General features: G+C 68.2%; 24 protein-coding genes. 23 read left to right on the top strand and 1 reads right to left on the bottom strand.

The genetic code is table 11. The features are described from left to right. The first annotated feature begins 26 nt into the window (after positions 1-26). The gene (locus IF67_RS42305) at positions 27-431 is read left to right on the top strand and encodes an HNH endonuclease (protein ID WP_078889765.1); all 405 of its coding nucleotides are present in this window, start codon (positions 27-29) and stop codon (positions 429-431) included. 46 nt (positions 432-477) lie between these two features. On the opposite strand, the gene IF67_RS45845 is transcribed toward IF67_RS42305, so the two are convergent. Next, positions 478-603 carry a hypothetical protein gene (locus tag IF67_RS45845; protein WP_267959238.1) on the bottom strand — a complete coding sequence of 42 codons (126 nt, stop codon included), beginning with the start codon at positions 601-603 and terminating at the stop codon, positions 478-480. 150 nt (positions 604-753) lie between these two features. Here IF67_RS45845 and IF67_RS0132570 point away from each other — a divergent pair, with 150 nt between their 5' ends. The 22 genes from IF67_RS0132570 (at position 754) to IF67_RS0132465 (ending at position 20,967) form a co-directional block, all read left to right on the top strand. Further along, positions 754-1,209 (top strand): phage terminase small subunit P27 family, encoded by a 456-nt coding sequence (locus IF67_RS0132570; RefSeq protein ID WP_030991820.1) that lies wholly within the window; start codon positions 754-756, stop codon positions 1,207-1,209. Beyond that, positions 1,178-2,953, top strand: coding sequence for a terminase large subunit (locus tag IF67_RS0132565; RefSeq protein ID WP_078889764.1), 1,776 nt, complete (start codon positions 1,178-1,180; stop codon positions 2,951-2,953). The genes IF67_RS0132570 and IF67_RS0132565 overlap by 32 nt, the downstream gene beginning before the upstream one ends. 20 nt (positions 2,954-2,973) lie before the next feature. After that, positions 2,974-3,195, top strand: coding sequence for a hypothetical protein (locus tag IF67_RS0132560; RefSeq protein WP_030991808.1), 222 nt, complete (start codon positions 2,974-2,976; stop codon positions 3,193-3,195). A 2-nt stretch (positions 3,196-3,197) separates the two neighbouring features. Then, positions 3,198-5,132: a phage portal protein gene (locus tag IF67_RS0132555; protein ID WP_037840149.1), complete on the top strand. Its 1,935-nt coding sequence runs from the start codon at positions 3,198-3,200 to the stop codon at positions 5,130-5,132. Between the two features lie 4 nt (positions 5,133-5,136). Beyond that, on the top strand, positions 5,137-6,096 hold the full coding sequence (locus tag IF67_RS0132550; protein ID WP_030991802.1) for an HK97 family phage prohead protease: 960 nt from the start codon (positions 5,137-5,139) through the stop codon (positions 6,094-6,096). Between the two features lie 17 nt (positions 6,097-6,113). Then, positions 6,114-7,436, top strand: a complete 1,323-nt coding sequence (locus tag IF67_RS0132545; RefSeq protein ID WP_234341474.1) for a phage major capsid protein — start codon at positions 6,114-6,116, stop codon at positions 7,434-7,436. 10 nt (positions 7,437-7,446) lie between these two features. Beyond that, positions 7,447-7,659, top strand: a complete 213-nt coding sequence (locus IF67_RS0132540) for a hypothetical protein (RefSeq protein ID WP_030991798.1) — start codon at positions 7,447-7,449, stop codon at positions 7,657-7,659. 118 nt (positions 7,660-7,777) lie between these two features. After that, positions 7,778-8,032 carry a hypothetical protein gene (locus IF67_RS39695; RefSeq protein WP_051818830.1) on the top strand — a complete coding sequence of 85 codons (255 nt, stop codon included), beginning with the start codon at positions 7,778-7,780 and terminating at the stop codon, positions 8,030-8,032. Beyond that, on the top strand, positions 8,022-8,576 hold the full coding sequence (locus tag IF67_RS0132530; RefSeq protein ID WP_234341473.1) for a mobile element protein: 555 nt from the start codon (positions 8,022-8,024) through the stop codon (positions 8,574-8,576). Before IF67_RS39695 ends, IF67_RS0132530 begins: the two co-directional genes overlap by 11 nt. Continuing rightward, positions 8,576-8,926 carry a hypothetical protein gene (locus IF67_RS0132525; protein ID WP_051818828.1) on the top strand — a complete coding sequence of 117 codons (351 nt, stop codon included), beginning with the start codon at positions 8,576-8,578 and terminating at the stop codon, positions 8,924-8,926. The genes IF67_RS0132530 and IF67_RS0132525 overlap by 1 nt, the downstream gene beginning before the upstream one ends. Before the next feature lie 10 nt (positions 8,927-8,936). Then, positions 8,937-9,215, top strand: coding sequence for a hypothetical protein (locus IF67_RS0132520; RefSeq protein ID WP_030991793.1), 279 nt, complete (start codon positions 8,937-8,939; stop codon positions 9,213-9,215). After that, positions 9,212-9,637, top strand: coding sequence for a hypothetical protein (locus IF67_RS0132515; RefSeq protein WP_107050337.1), 426 nt, complete (start codon positions 9,212-9,214; stop codon positions 9,635-9,637). The genes IF67_RS0132520 and IF67_RS0132515 overlap by 4 nt, the downstream gene beginning before the upstream one ends. A gap of 53 nt (positions 9,638-9,690) precedes the next feature. Further along, positions 9,691-10,467, top strand: a complete 777-nt coding sequence (locus tag IF67_RS0132510) for an Ig-like domain-containing protein (RefSeq protein WP_030991786.1) — start codon at positions 9,691-9,693, stop codon at positions 10,465-10,467. An 86-nt stretch (positions 10,468-10,553) separates the two neighbouring features. Then, the gene (locus IF67_RS0132505) at positions 10,554-10,919 is read left to right on the top strand and encodes a hypothetical protein (RefSeq protein WP_030991784.1); all 366 of its coding nucleotides are present in this window, start codon (positions 10,554-10,556) and stop codon (positions 10,917-10,919) included. Continuing rightward, positions 10,916-11,260 (top strand): hypothetical protein, encoded by a 345-nt coding sequence (locus IF67_RS0132500; RefSeq protein WP_030991783.1) that lies wholly within the window; start codon positions 10,916-10,918, stop codon positions 11,258-11,260. The genes IF67_RS0132505 and IF67_RS0132500 overlap by 4 nt, the downstream gene beginning before the upstream one ends. Before the next feature lie 116 nt (positions 11,261-11,376). Next, positions 11,377-11,685, top strand: coding sequence for a hypothetical protein (locus IF67_RS0132495; protein WP_037840156.1), 309 nt, complete (start codon positions 11,377-11,379; stop codon positions 11,683-11,685). 23 nt (positions 11,686-11,708) lie between these two features. Then, positions 11,709-16,010 carry a phage tail tape measure protein gene (locus IF67_RS39690; protein WP_051818827.1) on the top strand — a complete coding sequence of 1,434 codons (4,302 nt, stop codon included), beginning with the start codon at positions 11,709-11,711 and terminating at the stop codon, positions 16,008-16,010. Between the two features lie 3 nt (positions 16,011-16,013). Further along, positions 16,014-18,269, top strand: coding sequence for a hypothetical protein (locus tag IF67_RS0132485; RefSeq protein WP_030991779.1), 2,256 nt, complete (start codon positions 16,014-16,016; stop codon positions 18,267-18,269). 1 nt (position 18,270) lies between these two features. Then, positions 18,271-19,371: a DUF5047 domain-containing protein gene (locus IF67_RS0132480; RefSeq protein WP_030991777.1), complete on the top strand. Its 1,101-nt coding sequence runs from the start codon at positions 18,271-18,273 to the stop codon at positions 19,369-19,371. Further along, a complete protein-coding gene (locus IF67_RS0132475; RefSeq protein WP_030991775.1) occupies positions 19,371-20,114 on the top strand; it encodes a hypothetical protein in 744 nt (247 codons plus the stop codon). The genes IF67_RS0132480 and IF67_RS0132475 overlap by 1 nt, the downstream gene beginning before the upstream one ends. 9 nt (positions 20,115-20,123) lie before the next feature. Beyond that, positions 20,124-20,348, top strand: a complete 225-nt coding sequence (locus tag IF67_RS0132470; protein WP_030991773.1) for a hypothetical protein — start codon at positions 20,124-20,126, stop codon at positions 20,346-20,348. A 10-nt stretch (positions 20,349-20,358) separates the two neighbouring features. Then, positions 20,359-20,967 (top strand): hypothetical protein, encoded by a 609-nt coding sequence (locus IF67_RS0132465; RefSeq protein WP_030991771.1) that lies wholly within the window; start codon positions 20,359-20,361, stop codon positions 20,965-20,967. The last annotated feature ends 2 nt before the right edge of the window (positions 20,968-20,969 follow it).

The following is a 20,969-nucleotide window of genomic DNA, read 5'->3' as shown; positions in this document are numbered from 1 at the left end:
CTCCCACCCCCAGGAGGGAGCCCCCCATGCCCTACGCCCCACCCTCCCGCTGCGCCGACCCCCAGTGCTCCCTGCTCGCCACCAAGCGCGGACGATGCGACGAGCACCAGCCGATCGCATGGGCAGGACGAGACGACAAGCAAGCCCGATACGGAGTCAGCTCGGGCACATGGCGCAAGCTCAAGCGCCGAGTAGCGCAGCGCGACAACGGCTGCTGCTACTCGTGCGGCGCCGCACAGCCCGAAGACCTGAACGAACCCGGTCACGTCCTCGACCACATCACACCCATCGCAGAAGGCGGCTCGACTACTTCGATGGACAACCTCGGACTACTCTGCACCGACTGCGACACGATCAAGAGCCGAGCCGAAGCGCAACGAGGCACACAACGAGCACGAGCACGACGAGCACGCGGCCAGCGCACGACCTGAACACCGGGAGGTCCGCATGTCCAGCCCCGTCGCCCTCGCGCTGTACCTACGCGTAGGCGATGGCCCAGAGCAGCAGGTCGCCACCGTCGAAGCGGATAGCTCCACCGAGATGACCGTGGCCGTAGCCGAAGCCCTGGCCGAGGTCGCCGCCATCATCAGTCGATCCGGCCAAGGCGCAGCGTGCCTGTGGCCGGCGACCGCTGCCCCGTCCTCCCACACCCCAGGGGTAGGGGAGTCGGAATCACGGAGCTGATCGCCAGGGGCCCCGCCGCGGTCAACTGGGGAGATGCGTGCACAGAATCCGGGATAGGGGGTCTGGATCATGGGGCGTACCGCGCAGCCTGCCGGCCTCAAGTTGATCAAGGGGCGGGGTGAAGGTAAGGACTCGGCCGGGCGGCCCGTCAATCCGGGGCCGGCGTTCAAGCGGGTGCCGCCGGAGGCTCCGGAGTGGCTGACGGATGAGGCGCGGGCGGAGTGGGACCGGGTGGTGCCCGGGTTGACGCGGCTGGATCTGCTGAAGCCGGAAGACCGGGCCGTGCTGTCGAGCTACTGCGAGACGTGGGCGGTGTTCGTCGAGGCGACGCAGACGGTGCAGCGCGAGGGCCTGACGATCGAGGCGAAGCAGGGCGTGCTGGCGCATCCGGCTGTGGGGATCGCGCGCGCGGCCGGGCGGGAACTGCGCTCCCTCGCCGCTCACTTCGGCCTGACGCCTTCGACGGAACAGGCCCTGGCGAGAGGGTCTGACGATGGCGACGAGGAAGAGAACCCCTTCGCGTAAGCCGCCTGCCGCGTACCTGGACAGGGAACTGCTGGAGCGGCTGAAGCTGTCGCCCGAGGTCGCCTGGTATCTGGCGGAACGTGGGATCCCACTGCCGGACTGCCCGCCGCTGATCAAGACGCCGGAGCCTCGGGAGGTTCCGGGGGCCCGGTTTGATCCTGAGCGGGTCGACAAGGTCATTAAGGCGTTCGGCCTGTTGCGGCACACGCAGGGGCAGTGGGCGGGACAGCCGCTGCGGCCGGATCCGTGGCAGGTGGCGTACATCCTGGCGCCGGTGTTCGGGTGGGTCGTCTGGGATGACGACGCGGACATGCACGTACGGATCATCCGTGAGCTGTTCGTGGACGTGCCGCGGAAGAACGGCAAGTCGACGCTGGCCGGCGGCATCTCCATCTACATGACGTGTGCGGACGGGGAGCCGGCCGCACAGTGCATCACGGCAGCGACGACGAAGGAACAGGCCGGGTTCGTGTTCGAGCCGGTCAAGCGGCTCGCCGAGTCGGCGCCGGCGCTGAAGCGGCACGTGAAGGCGATGAAGGGGATCATCCTTCACCCGAAGTCGGGGAGTTACTTCAAGCCGATCAGCTCGGTGGCGGGCGCGCAGCATGGCGCGAACCTGCACAACGCGATCATCGACGAGCTGCACGAGCACAAGACCCCGGAATTGGTCGAGACGATCGAGACGGGCACCGGCTCTCGGCGCCAGCCGCTGATCGTCATCATCACGACGGCGGACGCGGGTAAGAAGGAATCGATCTACGGGCGCAAGCGGGACCGGATCGAGCAGCTGGCGCGTGGGGTGTTTACGGCGCCGTCGGTGTACGGCGTGGTGTTCGCGGTGCCGAAGGACGCCGATCCGTACGCCGAGGAGACGTGGAAGGCGGCGAACCCGGGGTACGGGGTGTCGCCGACGCGCTCGTATCTGGCTTCCCGGGCGGACGAGGCCAAGCAGTCGCCCGCCGATTTGGCGAAGTTCCTGCGCCTTCACCTGGGCGTGCGGACGAAGCAGCAGACGAAGTTCCTGACCTTGGAGAGCTGGCGGGCAAACGCCGCGCTGACGGCCGAGGAGAAGCTGAAAGGCCGGGAGGCCTACGGCGGCCTGGACCTCGGTTCGGTGTCGGACCTCAATGCGCTGTGCTGGCTGTTCCCGGACGATGAGGACGGCAGCCTCGATCTGCTCACGCGGTTCTGGACGCCCGAGGACAACATCAAGGCTCTGGACAAGCGCACGGCGGGTGCCGCGTCGCGGTGGGTGCGTGAGGGCTGGCTGAGGACCACGCCCGGGAACGTGACGGATTACGACTTCATCAAGGAGCAGATTCGTCGGGACCTGGGCGCGTTCAAGGTCAAGGCGATCGGCTACGACCGGTGGAACAGTACCCAGCTCACCAACGATCTGGAGGGTGAGCGGGCGCCGTTGGTCAAGGTCGGGCAGGGGTTCGTGACGATGTCGCCGGCGCTGAAGGCGGTGCAGCGTCAGCTGCTGCTCGGCCTGAAGGCGGTCGGGGCCGGGGGCCGACAGATGCTGCGGCACGACGGCAGCCCGGTGATGACGTGGATGGTCGACAACCTTGCGGTGGCCATGGACGCGGCCGGCAACGTGAAACCGGACAAGGCGAACAGCGGCGAGAAGATCGACGGCGTCAGTGCGCTGTGCGATGCGATGTCTGAGGTGCTGGCGCGGCCGCCGCGGCGGAAGAGCGCGTATGCGGACGATGACGACGACGAACTGATGGTCGTTTAGCGGCCGGGAGAGGGGGCCGCGTGTTCGCGTGGCGTCGTACGGCGGTCCGTAAGCGGGTCGTGGTGAACCTGGCTGACAAGGCCTTCGAGGGCGTGCTGTGGGCGAAGCGTGGGCCACTGTTGGTGCTGCGGGATGTGCAGTTGTTGGAGGCCGGGCGGGCGCCTCAGTCGGTTGATGGCGAAGTCGTCATCGAGCGGGCGCGGATCGAGTTCACGCAGGTGCTCGCGGGCGGGGGTGGCTGATCGTGTCTTTTGTCGTGTCCTCCGGCCAGCTGGCGACGACTGGCGCCGGGGTCACGCCGGGGTATGCGGCGATGCCGTTGCCGGCGGCTCCGTGGGAGTACGCGGAGATCTGGCGCACCCAGCCTCAGGTCAGGACCGTGATCGGGTTTCTCGCGCGGAACGTGGCCCAGCTCGGTGTCCATGTATTCCGGCGGTTGTCGGATACGGATCGGGAGCGGCTGACCGATCACCCGCTGGCGCAGCTGCTCGCCGAACCGGTGCCGCGGATGACTACGTACCGGTGGGTCGAGCGGCTGGTGTCGGACGTGGCGCTGTACGACAACGCGTACGGCATCAAGCTGCGGCTGGATGGCCGGCTGCGGGTGCTGCCGGTGCCGCCGACGCTGATCCGCCCGTATGGCGGGAACTGGATCGCGCCGGAGTACTACGAGACGGCGGGCGGCCGGGATTTCGCGGTCGAGGACGTGGTGCACATCCACGGCTACACGCCCGAGGGGCTGACGTACGGCTCATCGCCGATGGAGTCGCTGCGTGAGCTGCTGTTGGAGTCGTCGGAGTCGGCGAAGACCCGGGCGGCGATGTGGCGCGGGGGCGCGCGGATGACGGGTGTGCTGAAGCGGCCGGCCGACGCGCCGGAGTGGGGGACCAAGGAGAAGGTTCGGTTCCGGGAGATGTGGCGCAGCTTCACGCAGGGCGGCGGGGCGGAGGGCGGCACGCCGATTCTGGAGGACGGCATGGAATACGTGCCGGTCGGCCTCAACCCTCAGCAGGCGCAGTACATCGAGGCCAGGAAGCTGACCCGGGAGGAGTGCGCGGCGGCGTACTTCATCCCGCCGCCGCTGATCGGGATCTTGGATCACGCGACGTACAGCAACATCAAGGAGCAGCACGCACACCTCTACCAGGACACGTTGGGGCCGTGGCTGGTGATGCTTGAACAAGAGTTCGGCGCGCAGATTCTCCCGGATCTACCCGGCGACAGCACGGGCGTGTACTGCGAGTTCAACATCCAGGCGAAGATGCGCGGCAGCTTCGAGGAGCAGGCTGCGGCGGCGAGCACAGCGACGGGTGGGCCGTGGATGACGCGCAACGAGATCCGGGCCCGCAACAATTTGCCGGCGGTCGCGGGCGGCGACGAGCTGATCGTGCCCATGAACGTCACCGAGGGCGGCCTCGCGTCGCCGCGGGATACAGCGCCGGAGCCGGATGCGCTCCCAAAAGCGCGGGGCCTGGCGCTGGTCAAGAGCGGCAGGCCAGCTGATCTGGGCACCGGCGTGGCGGAACAGGACGACCTGACGACGGCGCTGGTGCGGTGGACGGAGAAGGCGGCTAAGAAGCTGCTCGACGCGGCTGGTGCCAAAGCGGGCGGGCTGCCGGATCTGCTGGAGCTGTGGGCGCAGGGCCATGAGGACCGGCTCGCGCAGTTGCAGACGTTGTTGGCTGACCATGGGTACCGGTTGGCGCAGGTCGGCGCGTGGGACGTGCTGAACGAGCACAACCCGGAGGCCGATGGCTGGTCGGCCGAGGTGATGCTCGCGTGGATCCTGGCGGCCGCGCAGGCGCACGCCGAGCAGCACGAGGAGGCCGGCCGGAAGGCTGTTGCCGCTGTGCAGGACGAGGGCGGCGACGGCTGGCGTGACGGGCTGAAGGCGGCGGCCGGAGCGTGGGCGACGGCGGCGGACGTGCGCGCAGCGACCGCCGCGACTGAGCTGCGGTCCTTCGGTGGGCACGATGCGGCGGAGGCGTCGGGCCTCACCAAGAAGATCTGGCGGACCGGCGGCAAGAATCCGCGGGCCTCGCACAAGGCGCAGGACGGCGAACGGGTCTCTCTAGACGACGTGTTCAGCAATGGTCTGCGGTGGCCGGGCGACGGTCAGGGCGCGGTCAAGGAGACCGCCCGTTGTAACTGCACTCTCGACTATGCGAAGGAGGGATGACGCCGTGCGTACGAAGGACTTTGCCGCGAAGGTGAAGGCGGCGGGTGTCGCCGACGGCCTGGCCGAGGGGCAGTTCACCGCCCTGGTGTCGGTGTTCGGCAACGAGGACAGCGTGGGCGACATCGTCCGGCCAGGAGCGTTCACCGAGACCCTGGCGAAGTGGGGCGAGAAGGGCGACCCGATCCCCGTGATCTGGTCGCATGCGTGGGGTGACCCTTTCGCGCACATCGGCACGGTGGTGAAGGCGCAGGAAACCCTGCATGGGCTGGAGGTCACTGGGCAGATCGATGATCTGGACACCAACCCCACTGCGCAGCAGGTCTACCGGCTGCTGAAGGGCCGCCGCGTTACCCAGTTCTCGTTCGCGTACGACGTGAACGAGGGCGCATGGGTGTCGGACGACGCGCACCCATGGGGCGGCTACTACGAGCTGCGTAAGCTCAGCCTGCACGAAGTGGGGCCGTGCCTGGTCGGTGCCAACCAGGAAACCGAGCTGCTGGCCGCCAAGGCGCACAGCATCGCCCGCGGCGCGAAGGCCGGCCGCGTGCTCAGCCAGAAGAACTTCGAGACCCTGACCAGCGCGTACGAGTCGATCGGCGAGGTGCTGAACAGCGCCGCACCGGAGAAGACCGGCGCGCCGAAGAAGACCACGACCGAGGAACCCGGCCAGCCGGGCCCCGCGGCGGCCGCAGGCGAGGAGCCTGCCGCCCAGCCCGCGGACGCCCCGCCCGCCAAGGGATGGACCTCGGATGACGAGCTGACGGCCCGCGTGGCGCAGCTCGTGGCCGCTGAACTCGCCAAGGGCACGGCGGCCGGCAGCACGACGACCGACAGCAGCACCGAGGACGAGACCACGCCGGACCTCCGCGAAGCGCCCGAGGGCGCCGCCCAGGACGACGCCGCCTCTGCCCGTCTGCGTACCGATCTCGAACTCTTGGAGTTCGAGGCATCGCTCACGGAATGAGGACCCAGATGCCCACCATGACCATTGACGACCTGACGGGTCAGATGAAGCACGCGCTCACCGAGGCGCGCGCCATCGCCAAGAAGGCCGAGGACGAGAACCGCGACTTCACCGCGGAGGAGGCCACGGCCCTGCGGGAGCACATGGCCAAGGCCACCGAGGCGAAGTCGGAGATCGAGAAGGCCAAGGGCAACGATGCCCTTCGCAAGTCGCTCGCCGACCTCGGCGACGACATCGCCCTGAACGCCAAGACCGACGACGACGGCCGGCGCCGGACCGCGAGCGGGTTCGAGCTGCCGGACCACAAGAAGTCCCTGGGCGACCAGTTCACCGACAGCGCCGAGTACAAGGCACTGCTGGCCACCGCCCCGAACGGGACCTTCGGGCAGAAGCAGCGCGTGCAGTCCGGCCTGGCCGGGTTTAAGAGCCTGGTGACGGGCGGCTCGGACACCTCCGCCGGCGCGTGGGTGACCAACGACCAGATCGGCATGCAGGTTGCCCTGGACAGCTTCCAGCGGCCGCTGCGTCTGCGGGACGTCGTCACCAACGGCACCACGACCAGTGACACCGTCGAGTACGTTCGGATGACCAGCATCACCAACAACGCTGTGCCCGTGGCTGAGGCCACGTCCTCGGCGGCGCCGACGGCCCCGGCATCCGTGCCGGGTGCGCTGGTCAACAATGCAGGTGGCGGCTACAAGCCCGAAAGCGCGCTCGCCGCGGCGAAGGTCACGACCCCCGTTCGGACGATCGCGCACTGGATCCCGGTCACCAAGCGCGCACTCAGCGACGCGGCGCAGATCCGCACCCTGATCGATGCGTTCCTTCGGTACGGCCTGGAAGAGGAACTCGAAGACCAGATGATCTCCGGTGACAACACCGGAGAGAACTTCGAAGGCGTTTCCAACGTGAGCGGTGTGCAGGCACAGTCCTGGGACACCAATGCCCTGATCACCACCCGCAAGGCCCGCACCAAGGTGCGCACGGTGGGCCGGTCGATCCCGAGCGCATACCTGCTCAACCCGGCGGACGTCGAGACGATCGACCTGCTCACCGACAACGAGAACCGCTTCTACTTTGGCGGCCCCTCCGGCGTCGGTACGGCACAGACCCTGTGGGGCCTGCCGGTCATCGAGACCGAGGCCGTGCCGGCTGGCACCGGCTACGTCGGCGACTGGCGCAAGGCGATCCTGTGGGACCGCGAGCAGGCCACCATCCAGGTGACCGACTCTCACCTGGACTTCTTCGTGCGAAACCTCGTCGCCATCCTCGCGGAGATGCGGGCGGCTTTCGGTGTCGTCCAGCCCAACGCGTTCGTCGAGATCGACCTGACTGCCTGAGGGGGCTGACATGCCGTACCTGAACCCGGCTGCGGGCGCCGCCCGCGAAGGCCGGCAGACCACCGCGGTGGCGAACGCGGCCGCGGCCACCGCGGCGGCCGCGGCCGGTGCAACGCCGACGAAGGCGGAGTACGACGCGCTGCTGGCCGACGTCAACGCGCTCCGCACCAAGGTCAACGCGCTGCTGGCGGCCATGCGTACGTCCGGCCAGCTCGCGCCCTGACGTGCTGTTCACCCATCGCACCGCGGGAGGGCGGTGTCCGTGCGGCGCTGAGCATGCGTCGTGTGGACCGCCCTCCGATGTGGTGCCGGTAGACGCTCGAACAGAGGAGGTGGCCGCTGTGGGTGGCCCGCTCAAGAAGTACCGCGTCGTGGCGCCGTCCGGCGTCCAGACGATCATGAAGCTCAACGACGAGGAAGCCAAGGCACGTGGCGTGTCCGCTGATGACCTGGTGGACGCGCCCGAGCCCGACACGGAGCCGGAGGCCGAGGAGAGCGCCGGGGACGAGGCGGAGACCAAGGCGGCTCCGCCCGCCCCGAACAAGGCCCGCAGCACGTCGGCGAACAAGGGCCGCGGTGCCCGCGGTGGCAGCTGACGAGTTCCTCGCCGACCCGGCCGAGCTGGCGACCTGGCTGGGCCGGGACGAGGACGACTTGAAGCTGCTCGCCGCACTGCGGGCGGCCACCCGCCGATTCCGTGGCGCGGTCGGCCACATGGTCACCCTGGTCACGGACGACGTGGTGACGCTGGACGGCAACGGCCGGGAATCGCTGCTGCTGCCGGTGTGGCCGACGGTCTCGGTGTCCGAGGTGCTGCTCGACGGCGAGGCGCTGACCGAGGGCACCGACTACGCATGGTCGGACGCCGGCATGCTGCGGCGGCTGGGCTGCCGCCGGTGGCCGGACCGTCTGCGGTGCGTGCAGGCCACCTACACGCACGGCTGGGCGGACAGCCCGGAAGACGTCCAAGAAGCTGTGATCGACCAGGCCCGGACGATGTTCACCGTGCGGCCCGGGATCCAGACCATGCAGACCGGCGGCCAGACGGTCACCTACGGCGCGCAGGCCGCCATCGGCGTGACGGACCAATGGGCACGGGCGGTTGACCGGCACAAGGTCCGCACCAGCGGTGATGCGTGATGTTCTTCGACACCATCGTGCGGGTGCGTGCGGGCCGGCGATCGGACCGCGGCAACCCGGGCAGCACGGTCCCCGACTGGTCGCCGGGAGCTGTCACCCGGGCCACGGTGACGGACGTCAACGTGCAGCCCAACACCCAGACCGAAACCACCGAGCCGGGGCGGAACGCTGTGGTGACGGGGTGGCGGGTGCAGTCCGCACCCGGCACCGCTCCGGACGTGACAGCCGTGGACCGGATCGAGTGGCGCGGCATGACCTGCGAGGTGCAGGGCGAGGTGGCCCAATGGCCCGATCCGCTCGACGGCTCGGTGCATCACATCGAGTTCACCATGACGCGCGCGACTGGATAGGAGGTAGACCGTGCTGGAGAGCTTCCGTCTCGACTCCCGGGGCGTGCGCGAAGTGCTGCTGTCCCAGGAAGTGCGCACCGTCGTGGACGGCCTGGCAGCGTCGATCGCCGACCACGTGCGTGGCTCGGCGGGCGGGGCCACAGTCGTGGTCCGCTCGTACACCACCGACCGAGGGGCGGCCACGGTGGAGGTGCAGGACGCACGGGCCATGTCCTGGCAGGCCCGGGACGGCATCTTGACGCGCGCGGCCGGCAGCGTGGGCCTGGAAGTGAAGGCGTTCCAGCGATGAGTAGGCCCCTGGTCGTCTTCGGGGACGTCCAGGCAGCGGGGGCGGGGGTGCTGCGTACGGCTCTGGCGGGGCGGCCGGAGCCGTACGCAGCCGGCGCAGCGGTCGGCACGCGGGTGCCGGGCGACCGGTCCCCGGAGACGCAGCACCTGCCGTATGTCCTCGTCGCCAAAGACTCCGATATCCCGCATCCGTCGATGGCCAACAGCCGGTGCACGCTGCGCATCACGGTGTGGCACGCGGATCCCGACCAGGCGCACGACCTGGCGATGCTCTGCCAGGGCCTGATGGTTGTGCACTCCGGGCCCGTCATCCGCGGTGTGCGGCCCGGCATCGGACCGCTGCCAGCGGTCGACGACAAAAGCGGCGTGGACCTGAGCACGTGCACGGTCCTCGCCAACGTCCGGCCGACGGTACTGGCCTGACCCCTCTACGAACCGCGGCAAACCCCTGTACCTGATCTCTTGAGGAGGACGCCGTGGCCGGCGACCCGAGTAACGCATCACTGTGGACCGACGCCGATGTCTACATCGGCCCCCTCTCGGCGGTTAACCCCGCCAACGCCAACACTCCGTTCGGATCGGACTGGGGCCTGGTGGGCCTTCTGGACGGCGACGACGGCATGCCCGAGTCCCGGGACGAGGACACTGACGACAAGTTCGCGTGGGGCGGCATCCTCGTCCGCACCAGCCGGGCGCACTTCAAGCTCACCAAGTCGTTCAGCGTGCTGGAGGACAACCCCACCACCCGCAGCCTGATTTGGCCGGGCTCGTCGGAGACCGAAATCGTCGTGCCGGTCCCCGTGCCGGTGAAGGTCGGGTTCGAGGTGCGGGATTCCGGCACCGGCAAGATCAAGCGGCTGATCACTCGCCTGCACGCCATTGTTGAGGTGGACGGCGATGTGGACGAGAACGAGACGGACCTGACGAAGGTCACTCTCGTTGCGACGATCTACCCGGACAGTGACAAGGTGCTGTTCGACCGGCAGGGCACGCCGGTGCTGGCGAGCATCGCGGTGTCTCCGTCCACCAAGAGCGTCGTGGTGGGCGATATCGCGGATCTGACTGCCACCGCTACGTACGACGACTCCTCGACGCAGGACGTGACGAGCATCGCCACGTGGACGTCCAGCGTGCCGGCCAAGGCCACCGTCAGCGCCGGATTCGTGAAGGGCATCGCGGCCGGTTCGTCCACGGTCACCGCGGCGTATTCCGGCATGAGTGCCACCTGTGCCGTGACGGTCACGTCGTCCTGAGCCGCCGGGGCGCGGGTGTTCGTCGCGGTTCGGCCGCGCCCCGGTGCACTACCTCAACCGCGACGACAACCGCGACAGGAGACGGCATGCAGCAATTCACCGATGCCGAGGTGCACGCGAAGGCGGTGCAGCTCGGCGTCATCAGCGAGGACCAGGATCTGCCTCGGCATGAGCGCAGCCGAGTGGTGGCGGTACTCATGCAGCAGCGGCAGGCGGCCACGGTGCCGGAGCAATCGGCGGCCCCCGCGCGGGCTGCGTCCTCGATCGTGATCCAGCCCGACGGGCGGATTGATGTCGACGGCAGGCCCCTCCCGTGGCTGGTGGCGCGCGAGCCGATCGAGGTGCATCTCGCCCCCGAGGTGGGCGCGGTCAGCACCGTGCGGCTGACGCTGCTGGCCGACTCCGTGCAGATCATCAAGCCCGAACCCAGTGAGAGCGAGAGCGCATCATGACCACCCGAACCGCGACCAAGAGCGACGACCGGCCGTTCGACTTCAACCTGGACGCCGTCAAGGCTGAGGTGGACCTCACGCCGTGGCGTGTCCACTGGGCCGGGCGCCGGTGGGAGTTCGCCCACATGCAGGACTTGGACGTGTGGCCGCTGATGGAGGCGGCCGACGGCGGAGACGTCGAAGCCATGGTGGGCATTTTCCGCACCGCGCTCGGCGCCGAGCAGTGGGCCGAGTTCCGTAAGGAGCCTCTGCCGCAGTACAAGATGAAGGCCCTGTTCGAGGAGTACCGGAAGTACTCCGGGCTGGCCGAGGGGGAATCAGCGGCCTCGTCCGACTCCTGAAGGAGCACGGCGGGGCCGTAGAGGCCGACCTACGGCAGCACTACGGCGTCCGGCTGCGGGATCTCTTCACCCGGGACGCCGCCGGTCGGCCGATGCTGACGTGGCGGGAGCTGGGCGTGCTGGTGCGCCAGCTCCCGCCCGACGCGCGCACCCGCGTGGCCCTGGGTGACGAGGACGGGTTGTGGGGACTGGCCGAGCACTTGCAGGCCATGACTCTGGACGAGTTGCGCGTGGCGAACTGGCAGCGCGCGAACGAGGGCCTGAAGAAGTCCAAGCAGTCCAAAGCGCCCAAGCCGGTGGAGCGGCCGGGCACCAAGCGGCGTAGCTCGGACCGTAGCTCTCCCGAGCGCGTAGCGGCGCGAGAGGCCGCGCTCGAACGCGCGGCGGCACGGCGGGCAGCCATCGCCGCCGGGGAGATCACCTGACAGCACAGACGTGAGGGGGTGCCATGCCCTCCGTCGGATACGCAACGTTGCAGGTGATCCCTTCGGTTCGCGGCATCGGCGACGAGATGCGCCGCCAGCTCGTCGGGCCGGCCGCTGACGCCGGCCAACAGGCTGGTGAACAGGCTGGTGGCGGCTTCAAAGACAAGCTGTTGAAGGGTGCGGCCGCGGCGGGAGTCGCGGCCGGCGCCATCCTGGTCAAGGGCCTGAGCGACGCCATCGACCAGGCCAACGTGACGTCGAAGCTGCAAGCGCAGCTGGGCACGTCCAACAAGGTCGCGGCGCAGCAGGGCAAGCTGGCCGGGAAGCTGTACAGCTCGGGTGTCACGGACTCGTTCGAGGGCGCGGCGGACGCCATCAAGAGCGTCATGCAGGCGGGCCTGGCGCCGCCCGGGACGACGACGAAGCAACTCCAGGCCATCGCCACCAAGGCCAGCGATGTGGCCACCGTCTTCGATCAGGATCTGGGCGGCGTAACTAACGCGGTGTCGCAGATGCTGCGCACTGGCCTCGCCAAAAACGCTGACCAGGCCTTCGACGTGATCACCCGCGGACTCCAGTCCGGGGCTGACAAGGCCGGTGACCTGCTGGAGACGGTCAATGAGTACGGCACCCAGTTCTCCAAAATGGGCCTGAGTGGCGCACAAGCCATCGGCATCATGAACCAGGCCATTCAGGGCGGCGCCCGAGACGCTGACGTAGTCAGTGACGCTCTCAAAGAATTCTCTCTTCGGGCCGTGGACGGCTCCGACACCACCGCCGCGGCGTTCAAGTCGCTGGGCATCAACGCCAAGACCTTCGTCGGCGAGTTCAGCAAGGGCGGCGCCAGCGGCCAGAAGGCCCTTGACATGGTCTTCGACCGGTTGCGCACCCTGAAGGGCGCGGCTTGGCAAAACACAGTTGCTGACCTGTTCGGTGGGCCAGGTGAAGATCTCGGCAAGGCCATCAACTCGATCGATGTCTCGAAGGCGACCAGTCAGCTCGGCTCGCTGAAGGGCGCGACCGATCAGGTGGCCAAAACCATCCGTTCCGGGCCGTCCTATGAATTGCAGGTATTCGCCCGGACCTTGCAGCAGTCGCTCGTGGATTTCCTCGGCGGCAAGGTGCTGCCGGTACTCGCGCAGGTCGGAGGCTGGCTAAACGCCAACGTGCTGCCGCCGCTGTCGATGGTCGCCGGCGTGGTCGGTGCCGTTCTGGTGCCGGCGCTTTCCGGGCTGTGGTCGGCCGGGCAGAGCGTGGTGAGCTGGCTACAGTCGATGGGCACCTGGCTGATACCGATCGGCATCCTGGTGGGCGGGCTGACGCTCGCACTGACCGCGCAGCAGCTGGCGGTTACGGCGACGACGGCGGTGTTCTCCATCTACCGCGGGGCGATCCTGGCGTGGTCGGCGGTGCAGCGCGGCGCGACGATCGCGCAGGCCGCCTTCAACGCGGTAATGAACGCCAACCCGGTGATCTTGATCATCACGGCGATTCTGGCGCTCGGGGCCGCGCTGGTCGTGGCGTACAACAAGGTCGGCTGGTTCCGCGCGGCGGTGCAGGCCGCCTGGGCGGGGATCCAGGTCGCGGCGCTGTGGGCGTGGAACAACGTCCTCAAGCCCGCGTTCGCGGGGCTCGTCGCAGCGTTCCGGGCGATCGGCGCGGCGGCGTCGTGGCTTTGGACGACGGTGCTACAGCCCGTTTTCGGGTTCATCGCCACGGCCGCAAAGATCCTGGCCACGGTGATTGGCGTGATCGTCATTGGCCCGATCATCCTCGCGGTTAAATTGCTCGGCGCGATTTTCACGTGGCTTTGGTCGAGCATCATTTCCCCAGTGATCGGCTGGATCATCGCCGGATTCAAATTCTGGTGGGCTGGAATTCAGATAATTCTCGGGTACGTGAAGGCCGGGTTCCGAGCTGTCGGAAATGGCTTCAAGTGGCTTTGGACTGCCGCGCTACAGCCCGTGGTGAACTGGATCGTTGCTGGATTCAAGCTCCTCTGGGCCGGAGTGAAGATCGTTTTCGGCTATCTGAAGACCGGATTCAACACGGTGGCTGACGCCGCCAAATGGCTCTGGAATGTCGGGATTAAGCCCGTCCTCGGTTGGATTGCCGATAAGGCGAAATGGCTCTGGAATGTCGGACTGAAGCCCGCATTCGATTTGATGAAAGCCGGAGTGCGGAAAGTCGGAGAATCTTTCTCGGCGGCAAAGGACTTCATCGGCAAAGCCTGGGGCGGGCTACAGGATATCGCCAAGAAGCCTGTAGCGTTCATCGTCAACACGGTGTACAACAAGGGCATCGTGCCCATGTGGAATCTTGTCGCGGGTGCTTTCGGGGCGCCGAAGCTGAGTAAGGCCAAGGGCTTTTCGAGCGGCGGGCACACCGGGCCCGGCGGCAAGTACAGGCCCGCGGGCATCGTCCACGCTGGCGAGTATGTGACGCGGCAGTCGTCCACGAAGGCGATCGAGCGCAACCACCCGGGCGCGCTGGACTATATGAACCGCACCGGCCGCCTGCCCGGTTACGCCTCGGGCGGCCTCGTCGGAGACATCTGGGGCTGGACGAAGCACGCCGCCTCGACTGCGTGGGACAAGGTCAAGCAGGGCGCTTCGTGGGTCGCGGACACCGTGAAGAGCTCGGCGAAGGCAGGCGTCGAAAAGCTCGTCCAGCCGCTGATCAGCCGGATCGCGGGATCAGCCTCAACCTATAAGTCGATGGTCACCCGGGTTCCGAAGATGGCGATCTCGTCGCTGCTTGGGTACTCCGGCACGGCCGACAAGAAGCTGGACGCCGCGGGGTTCGTGGGAGGCAAGGGCTTCAATGCAGGGCTGAAGTGGGCCCGCACGCAGAACGGTAAGGCTTACCAGTGGGGCGGCAACGGCAATCCGAGCTGGGATTGCAGTGGCTTCATGAGCGCGATCGAGTCCGTTATCCGAGGCCAGAAGGCGCACCGCCGGTGGGCCACGGGCGCGTTCCCTCCCGGCACCCCGGGATGGGAGCGCAACGCACGCTCCGCGTTCATGATCGGCATCACGAACTCCGGCGTGGGCCACACCGCGGGCACGATCAACGGCGTCAATGTGGAGAGCCGAGGCGGGGATGGCGTGGTCGTCGGGCCGCGCGCCCGCGGCTACAAGTCGTCCCTGTTCAGCAGCCGGTGGGGCCTGCGTGGTTTCGCTTCCGGCGGCCGGCCGGGACGCGGCGAGATGGCGTGGGTCGGCGAGCAGGGGCCGGAACTCGTGAAGTTCCGGGGTGGGGAGGAGGTCTACGACCACCGCACGTCCATGGCCATGGCTTCTGGGTTGGACCTGAGGGGGTTTGCCAAGGGCTCCAGCGCGGCGAAGGCCCGCAGCAAGGCGCGGGGCGAAGTCCGCGGCGACCTGAGCGGCTTCACGAAGTCGCTGACTGGGTCGGCCTCGGCCATCGCCTCGGCGTCCAAGTCGCTGACGAAGGATCTGACGGCGGCGGGCGGGGCGGGCAAGCGGCTCGCGTCCTCGACGAACCGGACCTCGGCCAAGCTGCAATCCCTGTCCAAGCAGCGCGACGCCTTCGGGTCGCGGATCGACGCGGCGAAGTCGTTCGCGGCCGACCAGAAGAAGAGCGTTCAGGACTATGTGGGGCTGGGGCAGTTCTCGTCAGCGACCGGGCTGGACGATGTCCTCTCGGGGCTGGAGACCCGGCTGAAGACCGTCAAGGACAATCGGGCCAACATCGCCAGCCTCACGAAACGAGGCCTCTCGAAGACGGCGATCAGTCAACTGTCGGGCCTCGGTCTGGACAGCACCCTGCCCGGGATCCTGGCGGGCGCGACGAAGAGCGAGATCAAGACCGTCAACCGGCTGCTCTCGCAGGGCTCGTCGCTGGCCACGTCGTACGGCAACGGCATGGCCGACCTGCTGTACGACTCCGGCAAGAACGCAAGCAAGGGCTTCCTGGCCGGGCTCATCGGCCAGGAGAAGGCCATTCAGGCGGCCATGACCCGGCTGGGCGCCGGCCTGGTCAAGAGCATCAAGAAGTCCCTGAAAATCAAGAGCCCGTCACGGGTGACGCGGGACGAGGTCGGCAAGCAGGTCGGCGCCGGCGTCGTGGTCGGCATGGACGCCACGGCCTCGTCGGTGGCGGCCGCTGCGTCTCGCATGGCCAACACTGCGGCGGGCGGCGGCTACCGCTCCGTAGCGCCCGGCATCGGCCGGTCTGCGGATGCGGGCCAGGTCGTCGTCGAGGTCCACACGCGGGACGAGTCGTTGGCCGACTTCATCGAGGTCAAGGTGCGCGGCGACAAGCAGCGCGTGGCGAGCGTCGTACGAGCAGGAAGGAGCTGACACATGGCGATCCCCGGCAACTACCTCTCAGCAGCAACGGAGGCGATCGACCCGGGGATCTCCGGCTGGGCAGCCAAGCTGAATGCCACCATTTCCCTGGGCAGCGGCGGGCGCAACGGGGCGGGAGTCCTGGCCGTGCAGTCGGTGGCCGCTGGGGAGGCGCAGGCGCGCACCGCATCGTCGTACCCGGTCGAGGTCGGCCAGACTTACGCCGCGTTCGCGGATGCGTCCGGGGCCACTGTGGCGGAGCGGATCGGCATCCAGTGGCTGAGCGATGCCGGCGCGGAGGTGTCGGTGTCATGGGGCCTGACGACGTCTGCGGCCTCGGCGACCTGGCACCGAATCTCTGTCGGCGCACCGGCCCCAGTGGGCGCAACGCGCGCCAGGGTACTGGTGTCGATGATGACCCCAGCAGCGGGCGCTGTGATCGGCTACTTCGAGAACTTCTATCTCGGTCTTCCGCCGCGGCAGGCGTTGAACCTGCTCAGCTTCAATGCCGAGCAGGCCGAGATCGACCTGAGCGCGTGGGCAGCGGAGACGAACGGCACCTTGTCGAGGACCGCGCCAGCAGTGTCGTGGCCGGTGACGTGGTACTACGCAGGCGGCGAGGTACTGACGCTGGCCGTGACCGCCTCCGGCGACGCGTCAGCGCTGTGCGCCGAGAGGCCGAGCGTGCAGGCAGGGCAGGAGTACCTGGCGTACGCATACCTCAACCCGCCCACCAGCAGCGCGAACTGCTGGGTGGAACTGCGCTTCTACAACGCGGCAGGCACACAGGTCCAGGCGAACCGAGGAGCGCTCGCCGCTCCTGGCACGGGCTGGTACCGGCAGTCAACGTCTGGCGTCGCGCCCGCGGGCGCCGTAAGCGCGTCCATCGCGTTCGGTATCACTGGCGCCACCGCCGGGCAGGTGGTGCGCTCTGAGGGCGCCGTCGTCAAGATCCGGACCAGCAACCTGACCAGCGCCGAGCCCAACTTCAACGTCGTGCTGGCCGCTGACGCGAACGCCGAGACCGGCGTAGGGCAGTGGACGGTGCCCTCAGGACCGGCAACCATCGCCCGGAGCAGTCCGTGGGGCGCCGCAGGCGTCTCGCCGTACAGCTACGCGCTGGTTGTCACCAGCGCCACCGCCGCAGCCTCGGTCCTTCGCTCCGGGCGCTACCCCGTCACGGCACTGAAGAACTGGCGTGTGATCATCGCTGCCCGGCGGTCAGCCGGCGGATGGATGTATTCGCCATCTGTCCGCTGGTTCAATGCCTCTGGGACGCTCATCAGCACCACCACAGAGATCACGTTCAGTATCCCCAACGATGGCCAGTACTGGGCATTCTTGAGTGATCAGGCGGCGCCGGCTGGTGCTGTCACTGCACAACTGGATCTGTCCTTCACCGCCACTGCCACGTCGTCCGTGTTGCAGCTTGTGGGTGTCGTGCTCGTGCAGATCCTGCCGGCCGCCGAGGCGACCGCCGACGATGCGACAGCATCGGTGCAGGTGGTCTACCGGGAGCTGGCTGCCGGAACGCTCACCTTGTACCGCGTCCTGCTGAGCGGCGAAAGGACGCTGGTGCGCGGGCCCGACGGCCTGGTGGACGGGGTCACCCTGGTCTCGGATACCTACAGCTTGCAGGACTACGAGGCACCGCTCGGCGTCGAGTTCTACTACCAGGCCGAGGTGCGATCACTGACGACTGGGGCCGTCGTGGCACGCCAGCAGAGCCCGCACGTAACGCTGGCGGCCGGTGACCGGACCATGGTCTGGCTGAAGGATCCGCTGGAGCCGATGCGCAACGTGCAGTTGCAGGCGCAGCACCCGCTGCCAACGTTCCAGCGGCCGATCGAGCAGGCCGTGCAACGGGTCATCGGCCGACGCAACGCGGTGACCTACAGCGGCGAGCGGGGCGGGGTCGAGGGGGATCTCGTCCTGTTCACACGCACCGCGGAGGAGCGGCGCCGGCTGGACTGGCTCCTCGACCCTGGGCACGTGCTCTTCATCCAGGCGTCGCCGCAGTCCGGCTGGCGGGACCTGTATGCCGCGGTCGGCGAGGCCGGCGACGCGCCAGACGGCGCCGACGATGACACCTGGCGGGAGTGGACACTGCCGCTGACGGAGGTCGACCGGCCGACGAGCGGACAGGCGGGATCCGCTACGCGGACCTGGAATGACATTCGTGTGGAAAACGCCACGTGGGGCGATGTCCTGGCCCGGTACGACACCTGGCTGGACGTCCTCCTCAACCGGCCCAAGACGCCCGGGGGGTGACGTGTACCCCATCTCTGCGCAGGCGTTGTCGCTGCTCAACGAGTCGCAGCGGGTGCTGTCCGAGGTGGAGTTGCACACCACGGACGGGCGGGTGCAGCTGCTGGACCACATCAGCGGCACGGTCACGGCGGACCGTGGTTCGGCGTGCCGGCGCACCTGCTCGATCGTTATCCCCGATCCATCGCTGATCCCGCGCACCGAGCGCGACAAGGTCAGCGTGTACGGGGCGTACGTGGTGCTGCGCCGCGGCATGGACCTGGGCGGTGGCCGGCGGGAGATGATCCCGCTCGGGCAGTTCAGGATCGATGACATCAGCGGCGACGTCCACACGGGGCCCGTCACCCTCGGCGGCAAGTCGTTCGAGGCGTACCTGTCTGACGACAAGTTCACCGCGCCGACGACGACCCGCGGCTATGGGCTCGTGTCCACGGCGATCGGCTACCTCGTCAGCTCCTCGATGCCGTCCCTGGTCCTGGACACCACGCGCCTCGTCGATACGGCGTGCGGGGTGACCACCTGGGACGTCGAGGGCGACAGGCTGGAAGCCATCCGGGAGGTGGCTCGGGCGGCGGGTTGCGAGGTGTATTGCAACGCGGACGGGGCGCTGGTGGTGGCGCCGTTGCCGGATCCGCTGCTGACGATGCCGGTGTGGGAGATCCGCACGGGCACGCGCGGCAACATGATCAGGGCCGAACGCGCCATGACGTCGCAGAACGTGTTCAACGGCGTCCTGGCCCGCGGCGAGAACTCGGAGAGCGACAGCGGCCCGGTCTCGGCCCTCGTCACCGACGACGACACCAGCAGCCCGACGTACTGGGGCGGGCCGTTCGGCCACCGCCCGAAGTTCATCAGCTCCAGCACGCTGACGACGACCGGAGCGTGCACGGCCGCAGCCACCTACGAACTGGCCTCGGCGCGAAGGCCGAACGCCACCGCGGACCTGAGCGCGCTGCCCAATCCTGCACTGGAGCCCGGCGACGTGATCCGCGCCGTCTATCGAGACGGGACGCGCGAGCTGCACCAAGTCCAGTCCCTGACCGTCTCACTGGAGCCGGGTGGAGAGTTCAGCCTCTCCCTGATCGGCAGCAAGGAGGACGCCTGATGCCCTCAGATGCCGAGTTCGCTGACGCTCTCCTCGACGAGGCGAGCCGCCAGGCCGCCCGCGATCCGTCGGTGCGCCGATCCGACTGGCGCACCGGCACCGTCACCGCGGTAGACGTCGCGCCGGGCACCGTGGACGTGGATTCGGTCCGGGCGCGCCGGCTGGAGTCCTACGTGGGCCCTCGGGTGGGTGACCGGGTCATCATCAGCCAGTCCGGCATGGGCAACTGGGTGGCCCTCGGCCGCACTGCATCGGCGTCGGCCGCGCTCGGCCTACCGCGGTTCGTCTACAAGGCCGCGAACACTGACAGGGCCAGCACGACCATCCGCACCGCGGACCCGGACCTGACGATGACGCTGGACGGTTCGGCCGTCTACGTCGTGGAATTCCACCTCTTCGTCGGCGGACCGGCCAGCGGCCTCATGGTCACCTCCTGGATCGCGCCGAGCGGCGCATCAGGCCTGAAGGGCGCGCATGGTGCGGCCTCGACCGCAGCCGGCGTCGACAGCCTCACGAACGCGGGCGACAACATCAGCGGTCGGTTCGGGTCCCACGGTTTCGCCACCTCCGTGACGTACGGGCGCCGCGACTCGAATACGAACCTCCTCTACGCGGTGGAGACGGGCACCGTGTTCACGACATCTTCCGGGACGTGCGCCATCTCCTGGGCGCAGTCCGCCTCGAATGCGACCGCTACGCGCATGGGCCTCGGCTCGTGGATGCGCGCCACTCGAATTGCCTGAAGGAGAGCCATGGCGCAGCAGTACCCGTTCCTCACCGTCGACGCCATCGAGACCGAGGCGTACGAGACCGGCTACTACATGACCCTGCAAACCGCCCCGGGCGCCGTGCCGCTCCCCGGCGCCTCGGAGGAAGGAATCTTGAACGCCCTGCGGCAGTACTTCGAGGCACTGAGCCCGACCGTCGAGGTGCACATACGACGCACCGAGGTCGTCACCACCGACATGACCAGCTGAGGAGCGCCCGTTGTCCACCACCGACTCCCTCGGGCAGAGCATCCCAGTGCCCACGCTCGCAGACGAACCGAACATCGAGGCTCTGCTCGCCCTCGTCAACGCCCTCGCATCCCCGGGCATCCTCAAGTTCCAGAACGCCACCGCGCGGGCCGCAGCTATCCCCACTCCAACGCACGGCATGCTCACCGACTTGGTGGACGAGGACCGCATCGACCGGTGGGACGGGAGCCGCTGGTACCCGATCACACCGGGCCCGTGGCATGTTTTCCCATATGCCTCCGGCATGGTCGCCGACTCAGGTAGCCCTGGATACCGTTTCGTCAACGGAACGGTGCAGTTCCGTGGTCGCATTGCCCGGCAGACCGGCGGCCAGTTCACTACCGGCACCGAGTGGCTGCTCGGCACGCTACCCGTGGGATGGCGGCCGACCACGTACAGCTATTGGATCGTGCCGCTGGAGATGGGTGCCGGCATCTATTACGGCAGGATCGAGGCGCGCACCGATGGCCAAGTCGTTGCCTTCACGCCGCCTGGTGCTACGAGCAGCACTGACGGCATGAAGTGGATCGGCATGGACGGCCAATGGTTCCCCCTCGACACGCCTCCCACCACGCTTTAGGG

Origin of the sequence: Streptomyces sp. NRRL S-1813, from assembly GCF_000719605.1 — a bacterium.
In the GTDB taxonomy this organism is placed as follows: domain Bacteria; phylum Actinomycetota; class Actinomycetes; order Streptomycetales; family Streptomycetaceae; genus Streptomyces; species Streptomyces decoyicus.
Note: the sequence above shows the minus strand (reverse complement) of the source record. Positions and strands in the feature narration are given on the sequence as shown.